The sequence below is a fragment of the Serratia sp. CY76391 genome (assembly GCF_052166695.1).
GTDB classification, from domain to species: domain Bacteria; phylum Pseudomonadota; class Gammaproteobacteria; order Enterobacterales; family Enterobacteriaceae; genus Serratia; species Serratia nematodiphila.
This window is the reverse complement of sequence record NZ_JBJNOJ010000012.1, coordinates 233,292-249,052: the sequence shown is the minus strand read 5'-3', so window position 1 is coordinate 249,052 and position 15,761 is coordinate 233,292. Positions and strand designations below refer to the sequence as shown.

General features: G+C 58.8%; 17 protein-coding genes. 12 read left to right on the top strand and 5 right to left on the bottom strand.

Translation table 11 applies throughout. The features are described 5' to 3' along the window. The 3 genes from ACJ8PN_RS20895 to rpiB all read right to left on the bottom strand — a co-directional run. A partial coding sequence (locus ACJ8PN_RS20895; protein ID WP_197665176.1) for a hypothetical protein occupies positions 1-149 on the bottom strand: 149 nt, incomplete at its 3' end. Positions 150-167: 18 nt separating this feature from the next. Next, positions 168-1,118, bottom strand: a complete 951-nt coding sequence (tal, locus tag ACJ8PN_RS20890) for a transaldolase (RefSeq protein ID WP_004936597.1) — start codon at positions 1,116-1,118, stop codon at positions 168-170. A gap of 193 nt (positions 1,119-1,311) precedes the next feature. Continuing rightward, positions 1,312-1,770: a ribose 5-phosphate isomerase B gene (rpiB, locus tag ACJ8PN_RS20885; RefSeq protein ID WP_004936593.1), complete on the bottom strand. Its 459-nt coding sequence runs from the start codon at positions 1,768-1,770 to the stop codon at positions 1,312-1,314. A 317-nt stretch (positions 1,771-2,087) separates the two neighbouring features. Here rpiB and ACJ8PN_RS20880 point away from each other — a divergent pair, with 317 nt between their 5' ends. The 6 genes from ACJ8PN_RS20880 to ACJ8PN_RS20855 all read left to right on the top strand — a co-directional run bounded on the left by ACJ8PN_RS20880 (position 2,088) and on the right by ACJ8PN_RS20855 (position 8,090). Then, positions 2,088-3,200 (top strand): MDR/zinc-dependent alcohol dehydrogenase-like family protein, encoded by a 1,113-nt coding sequence (locus ACJ8PN_RS20880; RefSeq protein WP_028127773.1) that lies wholly within the window; start codon positions 2,088-2,090, stop codon positions 3,198-3,200. Positions 3,201-3,266: 66 nt separating this feature from the next. After that, positions 3,267-4,535 (top strand): MFS transporter, encoded by a 1,269-nt coding sequence (locus ACJ8PN_RS20875; protein WP_442535186.1) that lies wholly within the window; start codon positions 3,267-3,269, stop codon positions 4,533-4,535. 35 nt (positions 4,536-4,570) lie between these two features. Continuing rightward, a complete protein-coding gene (locus tag ACJ8PN_RS20870; RefSeq protein ID WP_016926758.1) occupies positions 4,571-5,341 on the top strand; it encodes an SDR family oxidoreductase in 771 nt (256 codons plus the stop codon). A 29-nt stretch (positions 5,342-5,370) separates the two neighbouring features. After that, on the top strand, positions 5,371-6,372 hold the full coding sequence (locus ACJ8PN_RS20865; RefSeq protein ID WP_004936581.1) for a dihydroxyacetone kinase subunit DhaK: 1,002 nt from the start codon (positions 5,371-5,373) through the stop codon (positions 6,370-6,372). A 3-nt stretch (positions 6,373-6,375) separates the two neighbouring features. Continuing rightward, a complete protein-coding gene (gene dhaL / locus ACJ8PN_RS20860; protein WP_004936578.1) occupies positions 6,376-7,032 on the top strand; it encodes a dihydroxyacetone kinase subunit DhaL in 657 nt (218 codons plus the stop codon). Between the two features lie 95 nt (positions 7,033-7,127). Beyond that, entirely contained in the window at positions 7,128-8,090 is a 963-nt protein-coding gene (locus tag ACJ8PN_RS20855; protein ID WP_069100658.1) for a sugar-binding transcriptional regulator, read from the top strand. Between the two features lie 63 nt (positions 8,091-8,153). Here the strand turns inward: ACJ8PN_RS20855 and ACJ8PN_RS20850 are convergent, their stop codons facing one another. After that, positions 8,154-8,747 carry a lytic polysaccharide monooxygenase gene (locus ACJ8PN_RS20850; protein WP_004936574.1) on the bottom strand — a complete coding sequence of 198 codons (594 nt, stop codon included), beginning with the start codon at positions 8,745-8,747 and terminating at the stop codon, positions 8,154-8,156. A gap of 404 nt (positions 8,748-9,151) precedes the next feature. Here ACJ8PN_RS20850 and ACJ8PN_RS20845 point away from each other — a divergent pair, with 404 nt between their 5' ends. Then, the gene (locus ACJ8PN_RS20845) at positions 9,152-10,093 is read left to right on the top strand and encodes a LysR family transcriptional regulator (protein ID WP_033645764.1); all 942 of its coding nucleotides are present in this window, start codon (positions 9,152-9,154) and stop codon (positions 10,091-10,093) included. Between the two features lie 85 nt (positions 10,094-10,178). On the opposite strand, the gene ACJ8PN_RS20840 is transcribed toward ACJ8PN_RS20845, so the two are convergent. Then, positions 10,179-11,678 carry a glycosyl hydrolase family 18 protein gene (locus ACJ8PN_RS20840; protein WP_060560025.1) on the bottom strand — a complete coding sequence of 500 codons (1,500 nt, stop codon included), beginning with the start codon at positions 11,676-11,678 and terminating at the stop codon, positions 10,179-10,181. Between the two features lie 293 nt (positions 11,679-11,971). Here ACJ8PN_RS20840 and ACJ8PN_RS20835 point away from each other — a divergent pair, with 293 nt between their 5' ends. The 5 genes from ACJ8PN_RS20835 to maeB all read left to right on the top strand — a co-directional run bounded on the left by ACJ8PN_RS20835 (position 11,972) and on the right by maeB (position 15,714). Then, positions 11,972-12,298, top strand: coding sequence for a phage holin, lambda family (locus ACJ8PN_RS20835; protein ID WP_004936551.1), 327 nt, complete (start codon positions 11,972-11,974; stop codon positions 12,296-12,298). Beyond that, complete coding sequence (locus ACJ8PN_RS20830) at positions 12,288-12,689, top strand: M15 family metallopeptidase (protein ID WP_033643981.1); 402 nt, start codon at positions 12,288-12,290, stop codon at positions 12,687-12,689. The genes ACJ8PN_RS20835 and ACJ8PN_RS20830 overlap by 11 nt, the downstream gene beginning before the upstream one ends. Then, positions 12,686-13,066, top strand: a complete 381-nt coding sequence (locus tag ACJ8PN_RS20825; RefSeq protein ID WP_171404111.1) for a DUF2570 family protein — start codon at positions 12,686-12,688, stop codon at positions 13,064-13,066. The genes ACJ8PN_RS20830 and ACJ8PN_RS20825 overlap by 4 nt, the downstream gene beginning before the upstream one ends. Further along, entirely contained in the window at positions 13,047-13,220 is a 174-nt protein-coding gene (lysC, locus tag ACJ8PN_RS20820) for an Rz1-like lysis system protein LysC (protein ID WP_004936544.1), read from the top strand. The genes ACJ8PN_RS20825 and lysC overlap by 20 nt, the downstream gene beginning before the upstream one ends. A 214-nt stretch (positions 13,221-13,434) precedes the next feature. Then, positions 13,435-15,714 (top strand): NADP-dependent oxaloacetate-decarboxylating malate dehydrogenase, encoded by a 2,280-nt coding sequence (maeB, locus tag ACJ8PN_RS20815; RefSeq protein ID WP_016926766.1) that lies wholly within the window; start codon positions 13,435-13,437, stop codon positions 15,712-15,714. The last annotated feature ends 47 nt before the right edge of the window (positions 15,715-15,761 follow it).

Below are 15,761 nucleotides of genomic sequence, written 5' to 3'. Positions count from 1 at the left end.
GTCGGGTTGTGGTTGAGGTAGTCACGCCACAGGACTTCGGCGATGTCCGCCATGCCCATAGGGGCCCCCGGGTGGCCGGAATTTGCTTTTTGTACGGCGTCCATGCTGAGTGCGCGGATAGCGTTGGCAAGCTCTTTACGAGAAGACATAACGAAACTCCAGTGCGATTACAGTTGAGCGGCCAACATGTCTTCCAGCTTCTGCTGGTCGACGGCGAACAGGCGAATGCCTTCGGCGAGTTTTTCCACCGCCATGGCGTCCTGATTGTGCAGCCAGCGGAACTCCGCTTCGGCCAGCGGGGCAGGTTGGTGGAAGCCCTCGGTAGACGGGGTCAGCTTGCGTTCGACCGGCTGCTCGCTGTTTTTCAGCTGTTCCAGCAGGTTTGGCGCGATGGTCAGGCGATCGCAGCCGGCCAGCGCCAGAATTTGCTCAACCTTGCGGAAGCTGGCGCCCATGATCACCGTCTGGTAACGATGACGCTTGTAGTATTCATAGATGGTACGCACCGACTTCACGCCCGGATCCTGATCGGCGTCGTAGTCGGCGGCAGGCTGTTTAGCCTGGTACCAGTCATAGATGCGGCCGACGAACGGCGAGATCAGATACACGCCGGCTTCGGCGCAGGCGCGAGCCTGGGCGAAGGAGAACAGCAGCGTCAGGTTGGTGTTGATGCCTTCTTTTTCCAGCTCCTCGGCGGCTTTGATGCCTTCCCAGGTGGAAGCCAGTTTGATCAGGATGCGCGATTTGTCGATGCCTTGTTCTTGGTACATGGCGATCAGTTTGCGCGCTTTGGCGACGCACATGCCGCGGTCGAACGACAGGCGGGCGTCCACTTCGGTGGAGATGCGGCCCGGCACGCTTTTGAGGATCTCGACGCCGATATTGACCGCCAGCTTATCGCTGGCGTTGATCAGCTGGGTTTCCTTGCTGCCGCCCTGGCGGCGGGCATACTCCAACGCTTCGGTGATCAGCGCCTTGTACTGCGGCAGCGCGGCGGCTTTCAGGATCAGCGAAGGGTTGGTGGTGGCGTCCTGGGGTTCGAACTGGCGGATGGATTCGATATCGCCGCTGTCGGCGACCACCGTGGTCAGCTGCTTGAGTGCGTCTAATTGATTCATTGATAAGCTCCTTGACCAAGCTCAATGTAGGGAAATGAGAACCTTTTTCATCATAGGGGGAACACACTGCATCATCGGATCGAGAATGAAAATGCGCTTTTTCTGATTGTTGCGATGGATAATAACAATGAATGCCGAATAAACCCAGGCGGAGCGCGGCTTGCGCGCGACCGCCATCGAGACGGCAGGCGGTTTAACGCCGTCCGGCCGCGTTTTCGTAATAGCCGATCCGCTCGACTTTCGGCGCCGATCCTCCCCCTTCAAACTCCGATTCCAGCCAGGCATCGACGATGGTTTTCGCCAGTTCGGCACCGATGACCCGCGCGCCCAGCGTGATGATCTGAGCATCATTGCTTTTGCGCGCCCGCTGGGCGGAGTAGGTATCGTGACATTGCGCCGCACGAATGCCGGGCACTTTATTGGCCACGATGCTCATACCGATGCCGGTGCCGCACAGCAGGATGCCCCGCCGATGTTTTTCCTCCCGTATCGCCTGCGCGACGCGATAGGCGATATCGGGATAGATCCCCGTTTCTGCGGCGCGATCCGTCGTGTAGTCAATGACGGGGATGTCCCGTTGTTGCAGGTGGGCAACGATCAGATCTTTCAGTTCAATGGCGGCATCATCGGCGCCGATGGCGATAGGCAGCATAGCGGTCTCCTGATTGGTAACGAAAAGGGTGGCGATCCTTGGTGGCGCCACGTTCATTACCGTATCCCTGTTTAATCAAATGTTCAATCTGCGTTCTTTTGTTTTTTGCCTGGATTTTCAGTTTGCCACTGTAAAAGGTGATATCAGTCACTAAAAAAGGGCTTTTAATCGTTATTCACTCTAGTGGAGACGGGTATTTGAGCGATATCACACTTTGATAAGTTCACTGTGGGCAAATTGAATGCATGGCGTTAGTGTTCATTTGTTCTTTGTTTGTATTAATGATCAGAAAGGTTTCCCTACCAGAGGAGAGTGCTATGTGTCAGACCTGCATAACAGAGGCGAAAATGGCGGCCGGTATCCCCGAGATCATGAAGGCGGTTGTGGCGTACGCCCCGAAAGATTACCGCCTGGAACAGGTGCCGGTACCGAAGATCGGCCCGAAAGAGATCCTGGTGAAGATCGAGGCCTGCGGCATCTGCGCCGGTGATGTTAAAGCGTTCGAAGGGGCGCCCAGCTTCTGGGGCGATGAAAAACAACCGGCGTACATCAAGGCGCCGATGATCCCCGGCCACGAATTTATCGGCCATGTCGTGGGGTACGGTGAAGGCGTCGAGGGCTTCAATCTCGGCGATCGCGTGATATCAGAACAAATCGTTCCCTGCTGGCAATGCCGCTTCTGCAACCGCGGTCAGTATTGGATGTGCGAAAAGCATGACCTGTACGGTTTCCAGAAAAACGTCAATGGCGGCATGGCCGAGTACATGAAGTTCACCAAAGAGGCGATTAACTATCATGTGCCGGCCGACCTGCCGATCGAAAAAGCCATTCTGATCGAACCCTATGCTTGCTCCTTCCATGCGGTGCAACGCGCCAATATCAAACTGGGCGATGTCGTGGTGCTGGCCGGCGCCGGCACCCTGGGGCTGGGCATGATCGGGGCCATCAAAAAGTCCGGGCCCTCGAAGCTGGTGGTACTGGATCTGTCCGACGAGCGTCTGGCGCTGGCGAAGCGCTTCGGCGCGGATGTGACGCTGAACCCGACCCGTGACGACGTGCCCGCCGCGGTTAAAGCGATGACCGACGGCTACGGCTGCGACATCTACATCGAGGCGACCGGCGCACAGAAGTCCGTGGAACAGGGCCTGACGCTGATCCGCAAGCTCGGCACCTTCGTCGAATTTTCCGTGTTCAAGGATCCGGTGACCGTCGACTGGAGCATCATCAGCGACCGTAAGGAACTGGACGTGCTCGGTTCGCATCTCGGCCCTTACTGCTATCCGCTGGTGATCGAAGGCATCGCCAATGGCGATCTGCCGACCGAAGGCGTGGTGACGCATACGCTGCCGCTGGAACAGTTCGCCGAGGGCTTCGAGCTGATGAAGCGCGGCATCGGTTCAATCAAAGTGGTGCTTAATCCAAACCTCTGAAACCTGCGTCGTTCCTCGGGTGCGGGCGAGCCTGCGCCTCCATAATCACATGTGCTGGGGTGTTCTATGTTGCATGGACTGATTCATCGCATTGGTCTGTCACCGAAACTGCTGCTGGGCTATGCCGGCGTGTTGGTGTTCATGATGGGCGAAGGGCTGGAACAGGGCTGGCTGTCGCCTTATTTGATTGGCAAAGGGCTGAGCATTCAGGAATCGGCGCTGCTGTTCAGCGTTTATGGCTTTGCGGCCGCCATCGCCGCCTGGTTTTCCGGCGTGTTGGCGGAAATCTTTACCGCCCGGCGGGTGATGTTGGCCGGCCTGCTGCTGTTTCTGTTCGGTTCGGTGTGTTTTTTGACGTTCGGCCTGCCGAGCAACAACCTGGCGATCATGGTGCCGACCTATGCGCTGCGCGGCTTGGGTTATCCGTTGTTCGCCTACGGTTTTCTGGTGTGGGTGGCGTATGAGGCGCCGCCGGAAAGGCTGGGGTCGGCGGTGGGGATTTTCTGGTTCGTCTACAGCGGCGGGCTCAGCGTGCTGGGTGTGCTGTATTCCAGCATCATGCTGCCTTATCTCGGCGAGCTCCACACGCTGTGGAGTGCGCTGATTTTCGTCGTGCTGGGCGCGGTGATTGCGCTGATGCTCAATCGCGACGACGGCGCGGCACAGAGCAGCAACCGTGAAAAGGCGTCGCTGGGTTACGTCTTGAAGGGCATCACCATCGCGTTTGAAAACCCGAAGATCGGCCTGGGCGGCATCGTGCGCACCATTAATACCTCCGCGGCATACGGCTTCGTCGTATTCATGCCCATGTACATGATGGATATGGGGTTCACCCGCACGCATTGGCTGCAGATGTACGCCGCGCTGTGGACGGTCAACATCATTTTCAACCTGATTTTCGGCGTGATCAGCGACGGGCTCGGCTGGCGCAATGTGGTGATGTGGTTTGGCTGCGTCGGCTGTGCCTTGACCACGCTGATGTTCTACTACGTGCCGCAATTCTTCGGCGCCAACTACCTGTTGACCGTTTGCGCCGCCGGGTTGTTCGGCGCCTGCCTGGCGGCGTTCGTGCCGCTGTCGGCCATCATGCCGTCGCTGGCGCCGGACAATAAGGGCGCGGCGATGTCGATTCTCAATCTGGGCGCCGGCCTTAGCACCTTTGTCGGCCCGGCGGTGGTGGGGCTGTTTATCGGCAGCCTCGGCACCGTTGGCGTGATCTGGATCTTTACCGGTTTGTACCTGTTCAGCGGTGTGCTGATGAAATTTGTCACGCTGCCGAAAGAAAGCGCGACGGCGCAGGAAGAACGCGGCGCGAGTTTGGCGAAAATATCCTGACCGAGGGTGAAGTTCACAGTTTTAAGGGGAAATTTATGATTAATCATCAAACTACGGCGCCGCGCGAGCTCTCGCTGCAGGGCAAGGTGGCGCTGATTACCGGCGGCGCTGCGGGGATCGGTCTCGCTATTGCCGAACGCTATCTGCAAAACGGCGCGCGCGTGGCGCTGCTCGATCGGGCGCCGCAGGTTGCGGAAGTGGCGCGACAGCTGGACGCCGAGGCGGCGGTGGGCGTCGTGGCCGACGTCACCGATGCCGCGTCGGTGGAGCGGGCGATAGCGCAGATTGAGGCGCATTTCGGGCGGCTGGACGTGCTGGTCAACAGCGCCGGCATCGTCGCGCTGCATCCGGCCGAGGAGCTGCCGGAAACGGCGTGGGATGCAACCCTGGCGGTCAATCTGAAAGGCGTGTTTCTTACCTGCCAGGCGGTGGGGCGCCGTTTCATTCGCCAGCGCGGCGGCAGCATCATCAATCTCGCCTCGCAGGCCGGGGTGGTGGCTTTGCCTAATCATTTGGCCTATTGCGCCAGCAAGGCGGGCGTAATCGGTCTGACCCAGGTGTTGGCGCTGGAGTGGGGGCCGCACAACGTGCGGGTCAACGCCATTTCGCCCACCGTGGTTTTGACGGAGCTGGGCCGTAAGGCCTGGTCAGGCGAGGTGGCGGAACAAATGAAGCAGAAAATCCCGCTGCGGCGTTTCGCCGAGCCGCAAGATATCGCCGCCAGCGCCCTGTTTTTGGCCGGCGACGCGGCGGCGATGATCACCGGCGCCAACCTGGTGGTCGACGGCGGTTACACCATTCAATAATTTCTTATTCAGGCGACAGAGAGGCCGCGATGAACAGAATCATTAACGATCCCGATCACGTAGTAGAAGACGCCATTCAGGGCTACAGGCTGGCCCACCCGAACTATTATGCCGCCACCGACAATGCGCGGGTGTTGAAATATCCGCCTGCGCCGATCGCCGGCAAAGTGGGCATCGTCACCGGCGGCGGTTCCGGCCACGAGCCGGCGTTCCTGGGGTATGTCGGCAAAAACATGCTGGATGCCGTCGCGATTGGCGAGATTTTCTCATCGCCTACGGCGGGGGCTTTTCTCGACGCCTTCAAGGCGGCGGACAGCGGTGCGGGCGTCGCTTGCCTGTACGGCAACTACGCCGGCGACAACATGAACGTCAAGATGGCGATCAAGAAGGCCACGGCGGCCGGCATACGGGTGAAAACCGTGGTGGCCAACGATGACGTCGCCTCGGCGCCGGCCAGTGAGATCGATAAACGGCGCGGCGTGGCCGGCGAAATTCTGATGTGGAAGGTCGGCGCGGCGGCGGCGGCCAAGGGATACGATCTGGATGGCGTGATCGGCGCGGCGCAAAAGGCCATCGACCGGTGTCGTTCGATCGGCGTCGGCCTCAGTTCCTGCACCATTCCCGCGGTCGGCAAACCCAATTTTCATATCGAAGACGGCAAGATGGAGATCGGCATCGGCCATCACGGCGAGCCGGGCATAGAGGTATCGCCGATCCAATCGGCGTCGGCGATGGCCGGCACCATGCTCGATTTCGTGCTCAACGACATGCCGCTGGAACAGGGGCAGGAGGTGGCGTTGCTGATCTCCGGGCTTGGCGCCACGCCGGTGATGGAGCTGTATATCTATTATGCCGAAATAGAGCGTCGGTTGACGGCGAAAGGCGTGCGGGTGCACCGGCGCTACGTCGGCAATTACTTCACGTCGCTGGAAATGATGGGCGTGACGCTGACGCTGATGACGCTGGATGACGAACTGAAAACGCTGCTGGACATGCCGGCGCAATCTTTAGGCTTAACCCAGGTGGAGTGAATCATGACGGAACAAATTTCAACCCGGTACGGCAGTGAGATCGTTACGGGGCTGATAGAAACCATTGTCAGCAACCGCGAATACCTGAGCGAAATCGACGGCGCCATCGGCGACGGTGACCACGGCATTAATATGTCGAAGGGATTCGCGATGTGCGGCGATGCCATTCGCGGCCGCGAGCTCACGCTGGCGCAGGCGTTCGATGCGGTATCGGATGCGCTGATGGAGGGCATCGGCGGTTCGATGGGGCCGCTGTACGGCAGCCTGTTCATGGGCATGGCGGAGAGCGTCCGTGAGCGCAGCGTGCTGGACAAGCAGGCATTTTTGGCGATGTTGCACGGCGGGTTGCGCGAACTGCAGGACATCAGCAGCGCGGGCGTGGGCGACAAGTGTCTGATGGATACGCTGATACCGGCGGTGGCGGCATTTGAGCAGGCGGTGGGGCGCGGTGACGACTTCGCCGCTGCGCTGGAACAAATGAAAATCGCCGCAGAGCGCGGGCGGGACTCCACCCGCGAGCTGGTGGCGAAAATCGGCCGTGCCAGCCGTCTGGGCGAGCGTTCGCGCGGCGTACTGGACGCCGGCGCGGTATCTTGCTGCCTGCTCTTGACCCGATTGGCGGACGAGGTGGAGCAACGACTGAATACCGTTGCCGCCTGAACGCGTTATACTAGCGGGCATTCAGCCTTGTCGGAGGGGCGTGTATCGTCCCTCCGCCATCATCAACCGGCCTGCCGTGGGGAAACGTCTAACGGATGGAAAAACAAACTGTGTCCCAGGATAACGAACTGCTGACCGAAATCGCCGTTGCTTATTATCAGGATGAGATCACGCAGGAAGAGATCGCCAAAAAGTTCGGCATCTCACGGATCAAAGTCGGCCGTTTGCTCAAGCGCGCCAAGGAAGAAGGCATCGTCGAGATCAACGTGCGTTATCACCCGGTATTCAGCACCCGGCTGGAACAGCAGATGATGGAACGTTTTCCCATCAGCCGCGCGTTGATCGCGCTCGACCATCAGGACGAAGAGGAACAGCGTCGGCAGGTGGCGGCGCTGGTATCCAATTATCTGGCGATGTCGCTGAAAGACGATATGGTGTTGGCGGTCGGCCAGGGACGCAACGTGGCGGCGATCGCCGATCATGTCGGCAGTGTGGCGGAACGCAACTGCAAGTTCATCTGCGGCATCGGCGGCACCCACCGTCCGGGCGACGCGATCAACGCCGACCATATCAGCCGGCGTCTGGCGAAGAAGTTCGGCGGCAGCAGCGAGACGCTCTATGCGCCGGCCTACGTCGAAAATCGCGCGCTGAAAGACGCCTTCATGCAGAACGGCACGATTAAGGAAACGCTGGATCGTGCGCGTAAGGCCGATGTGGCGTTAGTCGGCATTGGCGACATGAATGAAAACAGTTATATGGTGAAGTTGGGGTGGTTTACGCCGCACGAGATTATCGACGCCAGCCTCAATCAGGGCGTGATCGGCGACATTGCCGGCTATGACTTTTTCAATGCTCAGGGGCAGCATGTCGACACGGTGATGAATGACAGAGTGATCGGGCTGAGCATTGATGAGCTGCGCAAAATCCCTTGCGTGATCGCCATTGCTTCCGAGAATACCAAGGCGTTGGCGATTTTGGGCGCTTTGCGCACCGGCGCCATCGACATTATCGCCACCAGCGCGCTCAATGTGCGCACTATCCTCAACATGTCGCAATAGCGGCACCTGCAAAAAAGGGTTCAGCGCCAGGCTGAACCCTCAACGATCTCCTTATTTGACCGATTATTTGCTCAGGTTGACGTCGATCGCCTGATAGAAGGCGTTAGCGGTGTCGGCTATGTCCCACACGGCAAGGATCACGTGCGAACCGCTGCGATCTGCCGGTATGTTGCACTGGTGGGTGACCTGTGCGGCAGGGATGGCGCCGCCGTCGTTGAACTGGCAGAACGGCGTCAGGTCAAAGGAAGCGCGGGTCAGCGGCTGCGAAGCGTCCCAGTTCGGCTTGGTGATGAAATAGCGCCAGCTGGTGGTGCTGTGACGCGCGGTCAGCTTCCAGGTAAAGGAGTTCGGGCCGGTTTTCAGGTTGAGCTTGTTCCAGCGCGTCGGCGTTTGCTGATCCAGTTCGAAGAAGGTGGACTTGTCGGCGCTGGCGATATGGCCGTCAGCCGGGCCGGCCTGCGGGAAGCCTTTCAGGCCTTCGACGCTCTGCGGTTCATACTGCACGCTGCCGCACTGCGTGTTGAGCTGCAGTTTGCACTGATAGGCGCGGCTGGCCGGCGATTCGACATAACCGTGAGCATTCGCCTGTTGTGAAACGCCGAACATGGCCGCGCTCAGCAGGCCCAGAGAGAGCAGGGTACGGGAAGTTTTGTTCATAAGTCACTCCTGACTGAAATTATGTTGTAAGTTGAGCGTATTTCACCGACAAAATGAGAGACTAATAACGCAATTGGAAATAACCATTTCTGTCGGCTTGTTTTATTTTTACCATTCTGGTTTGGCCGTAGATCGGAATGTTTTACCGACTATTAACGAAAAATATTATGATGACAATCTTTGATCGTTAGGCCGAATTTATTTAACTGTCACAGTGCAAAAGCACGGCGCTATGATGAAATTTATATCAAGTAGTGATGAATAGTATTTAAGATAGCGCTCTCATTTATGAAGTATATTGCTTGTTGCGTTGAGTACCCTTGTTTGATTTGATCGATTTTTGTGCGCCACCACCTTGGGAATTTAGTGTCATTTTTCTTATTTTATTTTAAAGAGGAATTTGTATGACTAGATTATCCCTGGACGCGATTAAAATAATCAGCACCATCAAGAACACCGGATCTTTCTCTATGGCGGCGGAGGCGCTGCATAAAACGCCTTCGGCGATCTCTTATCGGGTTTCCAATATTGAAAGCAAACTCTGCGTGAAACTTTTTCATCGCAATGGCCCCATGATTACCCTGACGGATGAAGGGGAATTTCTCCTGCAGGAAGGCAGTTGGATTTTAAATGCGGTGCAGGATCTGGAAAGCCGGGTGCGCAACATCCCCAAGCTGGACAATAATATCCGCCTGGCGGTAGACACCTTCTTCCCGCTGGAAACGCTGACGCAGGATATCCGCGACTATATTCAACATTGCCCGAACGCCAATATCTCGGTGCAGCGGGAAGCGTTGAACGGCACCTGGGATGCGCTGAAGAACAACCGGGCGGATCTGATCATCGCCATCGGCCAAATTCCCGACAGCGTGCAGGCCAAAACCCTGATGCTCGGCAAGCTCAACTTTGTGCTGTGCGTATCGCCTTCGCACCCGTTCGCGGCGCAGAGAAAGCCGGTATGCAAGAAGCAGCGGTTGAACGACATCGTGGTGGTGATCGCCGACAGCAGCCATGAGCTGCCCAAGCGCAATCACGGCACGCTGCCCTTGCAGCGTCAACTGGTGGTATGCGACGTGGAAAGCAACCTGGCGCTGCTCAAACGCGGCATCGGCCACGCTTTTCTGCCGCCTGCGCTGATCGAAAAGGAACTGGCCAGCGGCGAACTGGTGACGGTGCCGGTGGAGATGCAAAAGGGCGACGAAATGATTTGGCTGGCGTGGCATCCGGCCAGCAAGGGCGCCGGGTTTAACTGGTGGCATGAGCGGCTGACGCGCAAAAGCGATGTCTACAGCCTGATGGGCCGCGAAGTGGTGCGGGATGGCGGTTATCCATGGTGCCACAACTGAAGGAATAGAGACGAAGGGACGCGAAAATCAAACGGTTAACTCAATGAAAACCCCGCAGCATTCGGCTACGGGGTTTTTTTATGGTTTACGCTACGCGGCCCACCTTCAGCCAGGCGCTGTCTGAACCCGGCGCAGAGGTGATGTAACCCCATTTGGTCTGCCAGACGTAACCCTGGTAGGACACCAGCGCGCCCTGTGCGTAAGTGGTGCCCGGCACATAAGCCGGCGCGGTCATGATAGGCAGGTTGCCGGGGCCGACGCCGGTGTAGCGCAGCCCGGTGCCCATATCCAGTTGGCTGTCGTCGTAGTCCGCGGCGTTGAAATAGCGATCCAGCGCGGCCAGCAGATCGCCGTTGCGGTTGTCTTGCCCCAGATGCCAGAACATCACGCCGCCCAGCTGCTGCTGCTTGATGTACTTCGCTTTGTATTTGAAGCTCTCGGCATCGTCATAGGTGACGAACAGCCCGTTCTGCGCATGATACAGATAAGGGGTTTTGGTCTTGTCGTTCCACAACCGCTGATAGCCGTAGTTGCCCTGCAGCATCTGCTCCAACTGGCGATAGGAGGCGATGCGCGGATCCTTGTCGCGCACGCACTCTTCGCAGCCCACCAGCCAGTAGTCGGTGCTCGGATACGGATCTTCGCCCGGCGTGCTGTGGCTGCTGTATTGCCCACCGTTGCCACCGCTGACGCCCTTGAAGGCGCGGCCGTAGAAGGGCACGCCCATGACGATTTTGGCGCTCGGCACGCCTTCCATCATCAGGTGCTGCTGCACGGCGGCGTCGACCGTCAGGCTGAACGGGCTGGGGAAGGCGCGGGTCAGCTCTTCCCAGCTCCAGCCCAGGTTGGCTTCGCGCAGCGCGTTGTAGAAGGTCGGCCCGGCCGCATCGCCGAACAGCGCCGCCTGGTGGTTGGTTACCTTCTCCCAGGGGCCGGCCAGATCGTAGGTCATCAGGTTGATGTAATCGAGCGGCGCGACGATCTGCGCCAGCTTGCTGTAATAGCGCGACAGGAAGAAGGCGCCGCCGGCGCCGGCGATGGTCAACTGATACGGCAACGCCTGGCGGCCGTCCGTGATGGTTTGCTGGTTCAGCAAGGTGCGGATCTCCTGCAGCGCGGCGATGAAACCGTCCACTTCTGCCGCCTGCGGATACTCCCAGTCGATGTCCACGCCGTCGAAGCCGTAATCCTTCATGATGCGCACGCAGGATTGGGCGAACTTGGCGCGCGACGCCGGGGTTTTCACCGCGTTGACGTAGTTGGCGTGCGAGACGCCCAGATCGTTGGAGTAGTACCAGCCGCCGATGGAGAACATGATGCGCAGGCTGGGGTTATGCGCTTTGAGCGCGGTCAAACGGTTGACCACATCGCGCGCCTTGGCGTCGTTGGTGGCCGGATCCCAGGCGCATTCCAGGTTGCTGTTGATATCCAGGAACGAGAAGTTGATGTGCGTCAGCTGTTTGGCTTTGGCCGGCGTAATGTTGGAAACCGGGAACGGCACGATAGAGGTATCGGACTCGGTGTAATTATTGATTTGGTTGGTTGGAATAAAATAATACCCAATAACGGCTTTGCGTGTGGACATAGTATTTCTCCAGAGTGGATGTTTTTATGATGGGGAAGTATTTCCCACCGCCATTAATGTTTATTTTTCGTAAAAACAAAAGTCGAAATAAATCACCATAAGAATGAATTTTTTATTCACTGCCGCCTGTCTTGGCGTTTATGTGTTGTGCCAACGTTCAGCGTGAATGAATTCGACCATAGGGCCTGTATTTATTCATTTGCTTTGTAATAGCATCCTTAACTAGATTCTGATTATCCGATGTCCCACCGGCCGTGATTGGCATTTAATTAAAAATAAAAAGGAGATGAGCTATGTCCAGCATAGAGCCTGACGCTGTTGGCTTAATAGTCCAGCGAGTATGTGAATATCTTCAGCCGGTATTGAACGCCATTCTGGCCGGCGTGATGGCGCTATTACATGGCGCCTACCGCAACGTGGGCATTCGGCGACGCTTATTGAATGCGGCGATGTGCGCGTTATTGGCCTGGACGGTGCGCGATGCGCTGGCGTTGATGGGCCTGGAATTAAAGTGGGCGAATTTGGCCAGCGTACTGATTGGTTTTATGGGGGCGGATTACATCAACGCCTTAATTAAAAAATTCATCGGCAAAAAAACGGGGTTTAAAAATGTTAAATGACATCGAAGAGATTCGCTTTACCGCCCGCAGCGAAGAGAATCTGCGCGGCGTGCACCCGGATCTGGTGCGCGTTATTCGCCTGGCGCTGCGTTATTCGCTGGTGCCGTTTTCCGTCAGCGAGGGGCTGCGCAGCATGGCGCGCCAGCGGGAAATGGTGCGCGCCGGCAACAGCCAAACGCTGCGCAGCCGCCACCTGACCGGGCACGCGGTGGACGTGGTGGCGATGCCGGCGGGCGTGGTCTCCTGGGAGTGGGATTACTACGCGCAAATTGCGGTGGCGGTGCGGCGCGCGGCGCGTGAATGCGGCATCAACGTCGAATGGGGCGGCGAATGGAAGACCCTCAAGGACGGCCCGCACTTCCAGCTGCCGTTTCGGGACTATCCGGCATGAGTGGCTGGCTGCAGAAACTGATGCAGGGCGGGTTGCTGCTGCTGTTGCTGGCGGCCATCTGCCTCGGCGGCTACAGCACGTTGCTGTCGCACCAGTTGGCGTCCGCGCGGCAACAGGCGGCGGAATTGCAAAAAAGCCTGGCGCAGCAGGCGGGGCTGATCGCCACCCTGCAGACCCAGGATGCGCAAAATCGTGCGCTGATGGCGGCGCAGCAGCGGCAGGAACAGCAGCTGCGCCAGCAACACGAGGCTTATCAGAGGAAATACCGTGAAGCGATTAAAAACGATCCCTGCGCCGCTCAGCCTCTGCCTGGCGCTGTGTTTGAGCTCCTGCGCCCGGCCGCCGGCGCCGCAGGCCGTGCCGCTGTTGCCCCCTGAGTCGGTGTTCGCGCCCTGTGAGCAGCCGCAACTGCAGGGGGAGACCTGGGGCGATGCGGTGAGCTATGCCCTGGCGTTACAAACCTCGTTACACATTTGCGCCGGCCAGGTGGAGACGCTCAACGCCTGGCGCGCCACGCTGCCGCCGCGCTGACGGCGGCGTTTCTCTGCTCGTCCCGCAGGCCTTCTTTTTTTACTTTTAAAACGCTCTTTCGACCAAGGTTATGGCGCGCTTCAAAGTTTGTGATGTTTCTCTCACTATACTTCAAGGCTGTGCCCTGTCATTGTAATTGGGCGCCATGGCCCACGGCAGGGCGCAGCCTCAAAGCCTTACCTCAACATAAAAGCAAAAAACAAAGGAATCCATAATGGACGAACAGCTCAAACAGAGTGCCCTTGATTTCCATCAGTTTCCTGTCCCAGGGAAGATCCAGGTTTCCCCTACCAAACCGTTGGCGACTCAGCGCGATCTGGCGCTGGCCTATTCGCCGGGCGTCGCCGCGCCTTGCCTCGAGATCGCCGAAGATCCGCTGGCGGCCTACAAATACACCGCGCGCGGCAACCTGGTGGCGGTGATTTCCAACGGCACGGCGGTACTGGGTCTGGGCAATATCGGCGCGTTGGCCGGTAAGCCGGTGATGGAAGGCAAGGGCGTTTTGTTCAAGAAGTTTTCCGGTATCGATGTATTTGATATCGAAGTGGATGAGCATAACCCTGACAAATTAATCGACATTATCGCCGCGCTGGAACCGACCTTCGGCGGCATCAACCTGGAAGACATCAAGGCGCCGGAGTGTTTCTACATCGAACAGAAACTGCGTGAGCGCATGAAGATCCCGGTGTTCCACGACGACCAGCACGGCACGGCGATCATTACCACCGCCGCGGTGCTCAACGGCCTGCGCGTGGTGAAGAAGAACATCTCCGACGTGCGGCTGGTGGTGTCCGGCGCCGGCGCGGCGTCCATCGCCTGCCTGAACTTGCTGGTGGCGCTGGGGCTGCGTCAGCAGAACATCACCGTCTGCGACTCCAAGGGCGTCATCTATAAAGGCCGCGACGCCAATATGGAACAGACCAAAGCCGCCTACGCCATCGAGGATAACGGCCAGCGCACGTTGGGCGACGCCATCCCGAACGCCGACATCTTCCTCGGCTGCTCCGGCCCGGGCGTGCTGACGCAGGATATGGTGAAAACCATGGCGCGCGATCCGCTGATCATGGCGCTGGCCAACCCGGAACCGGAAATTCTGCCGCCGCTGGCCAAAGCGGTGCGCCCGGACGCCATCATCTGCACCGGCCGTTCCGACTACCCGAACCAGGTGAACAACGTCCTGTGCTTCCCGTTCATTTTCCGCGGCGCGCTGGACGTGGGCGCCACCACCATCAACGAAGAGATGAAGCTGGCCTGCGTGCATGCCATCGCCGATCTGGCGCTGGCGGAACAGAGCGACGTGGTAGCCTCCGCGTATGACGATCAGGATCTCTCCTTCGGGCCGGAATACATCATTCCGAAACCGTTCGATCCGCGTCTGATCGTCAAGATCGCGCCGGCGGTGGCCAAGGCGGCGATGGATTCCGGCGTGGCGACGCGCCCGATCGAAGACTTCGACGCCTATGTGGAGAAGCTGGCGGAGTTCGTCTACAAAACCAACCTGTTCATGAAACCGATCTTCTCGCAGGCGCGCAAAGAGGTGAAGCGGGTGGTGCTGGCGGAAGGCGAGGAAGAACGCGTGCTGCACGCCACGCAGGAGCTGGTGTCGCAGGGGCTGGCTTTCCCGATCCTGGTCGGCCGTCCGAGCGTGATCGAGATGCGCCTGAAAAAGCTGGGCCTGCAGCTGACGCCGGGCAAAGATTTCGAAGTGGTGAACAACGAGTCGGATCCGCGCTTCAACGAATACTGGGGCGAGTACTACCAGATCATGAAACGCCGCGGCGTTTCGCAAGAGCAGGCGCGCCGCGCGGTGATCGGCAACCCGACGCTGATCGCCGCTATCATGCTGCACCGCGGCGAAGCGGATGCGATGATCTGCGGCACCATCGGCAGCTACCACGAGCATTACGACGTGGTGAAGAACGTGTTCGGCTTCCGTGAAGGCGCGCACGTCGCCGGCGCGATGAACGCGCTGCTGCTGCCGAGCGGCAACACCTTTATCGCCGACACCTACGTCAACGACGATCCGACGCCGGAGCAGCTGGCGGAGATCACCCTGATGGCGGCGGAAACCGTGCGCCGCTTCGGTATCGAACCGAAGGTGGCGCTGCTGTCTCACTCCAGCTTCGGCTCGTCTGATTGCCCGGCGGCGCGCAAGATGCGCAAAACGCTGGAGCTGGTGAACGAGCTGGCGCCGGAGCTGGAGATCGACGGCGAAATGCACGGCGACGCCGCGCTGGTGGAAAGCATTCGTCACGATCTGATGCCGGACAGCCCGCTGAAAGGTTCGGCCAACCTGCTGATCATGCCGAACATGGAAGCGGCGCGCATCAGTTACAACCTGCTGCGCGTCTCCTGCTCGGAAGGGGTGACCGTCGGGCCGGTGCTGATGGGGGTCGCCAAGCCGGTGCACATCCTGACGCCGATCGCCTCGGTGCGCCGCATCGTCAACATGGTGGCGCTGGCGGTGGTGGAAGCCCAGACCGAACCGCTGTAAGGCCGGGTTGAATGACTGGCCCCCTGCGCCGTTGGCGCCGGGGGCTT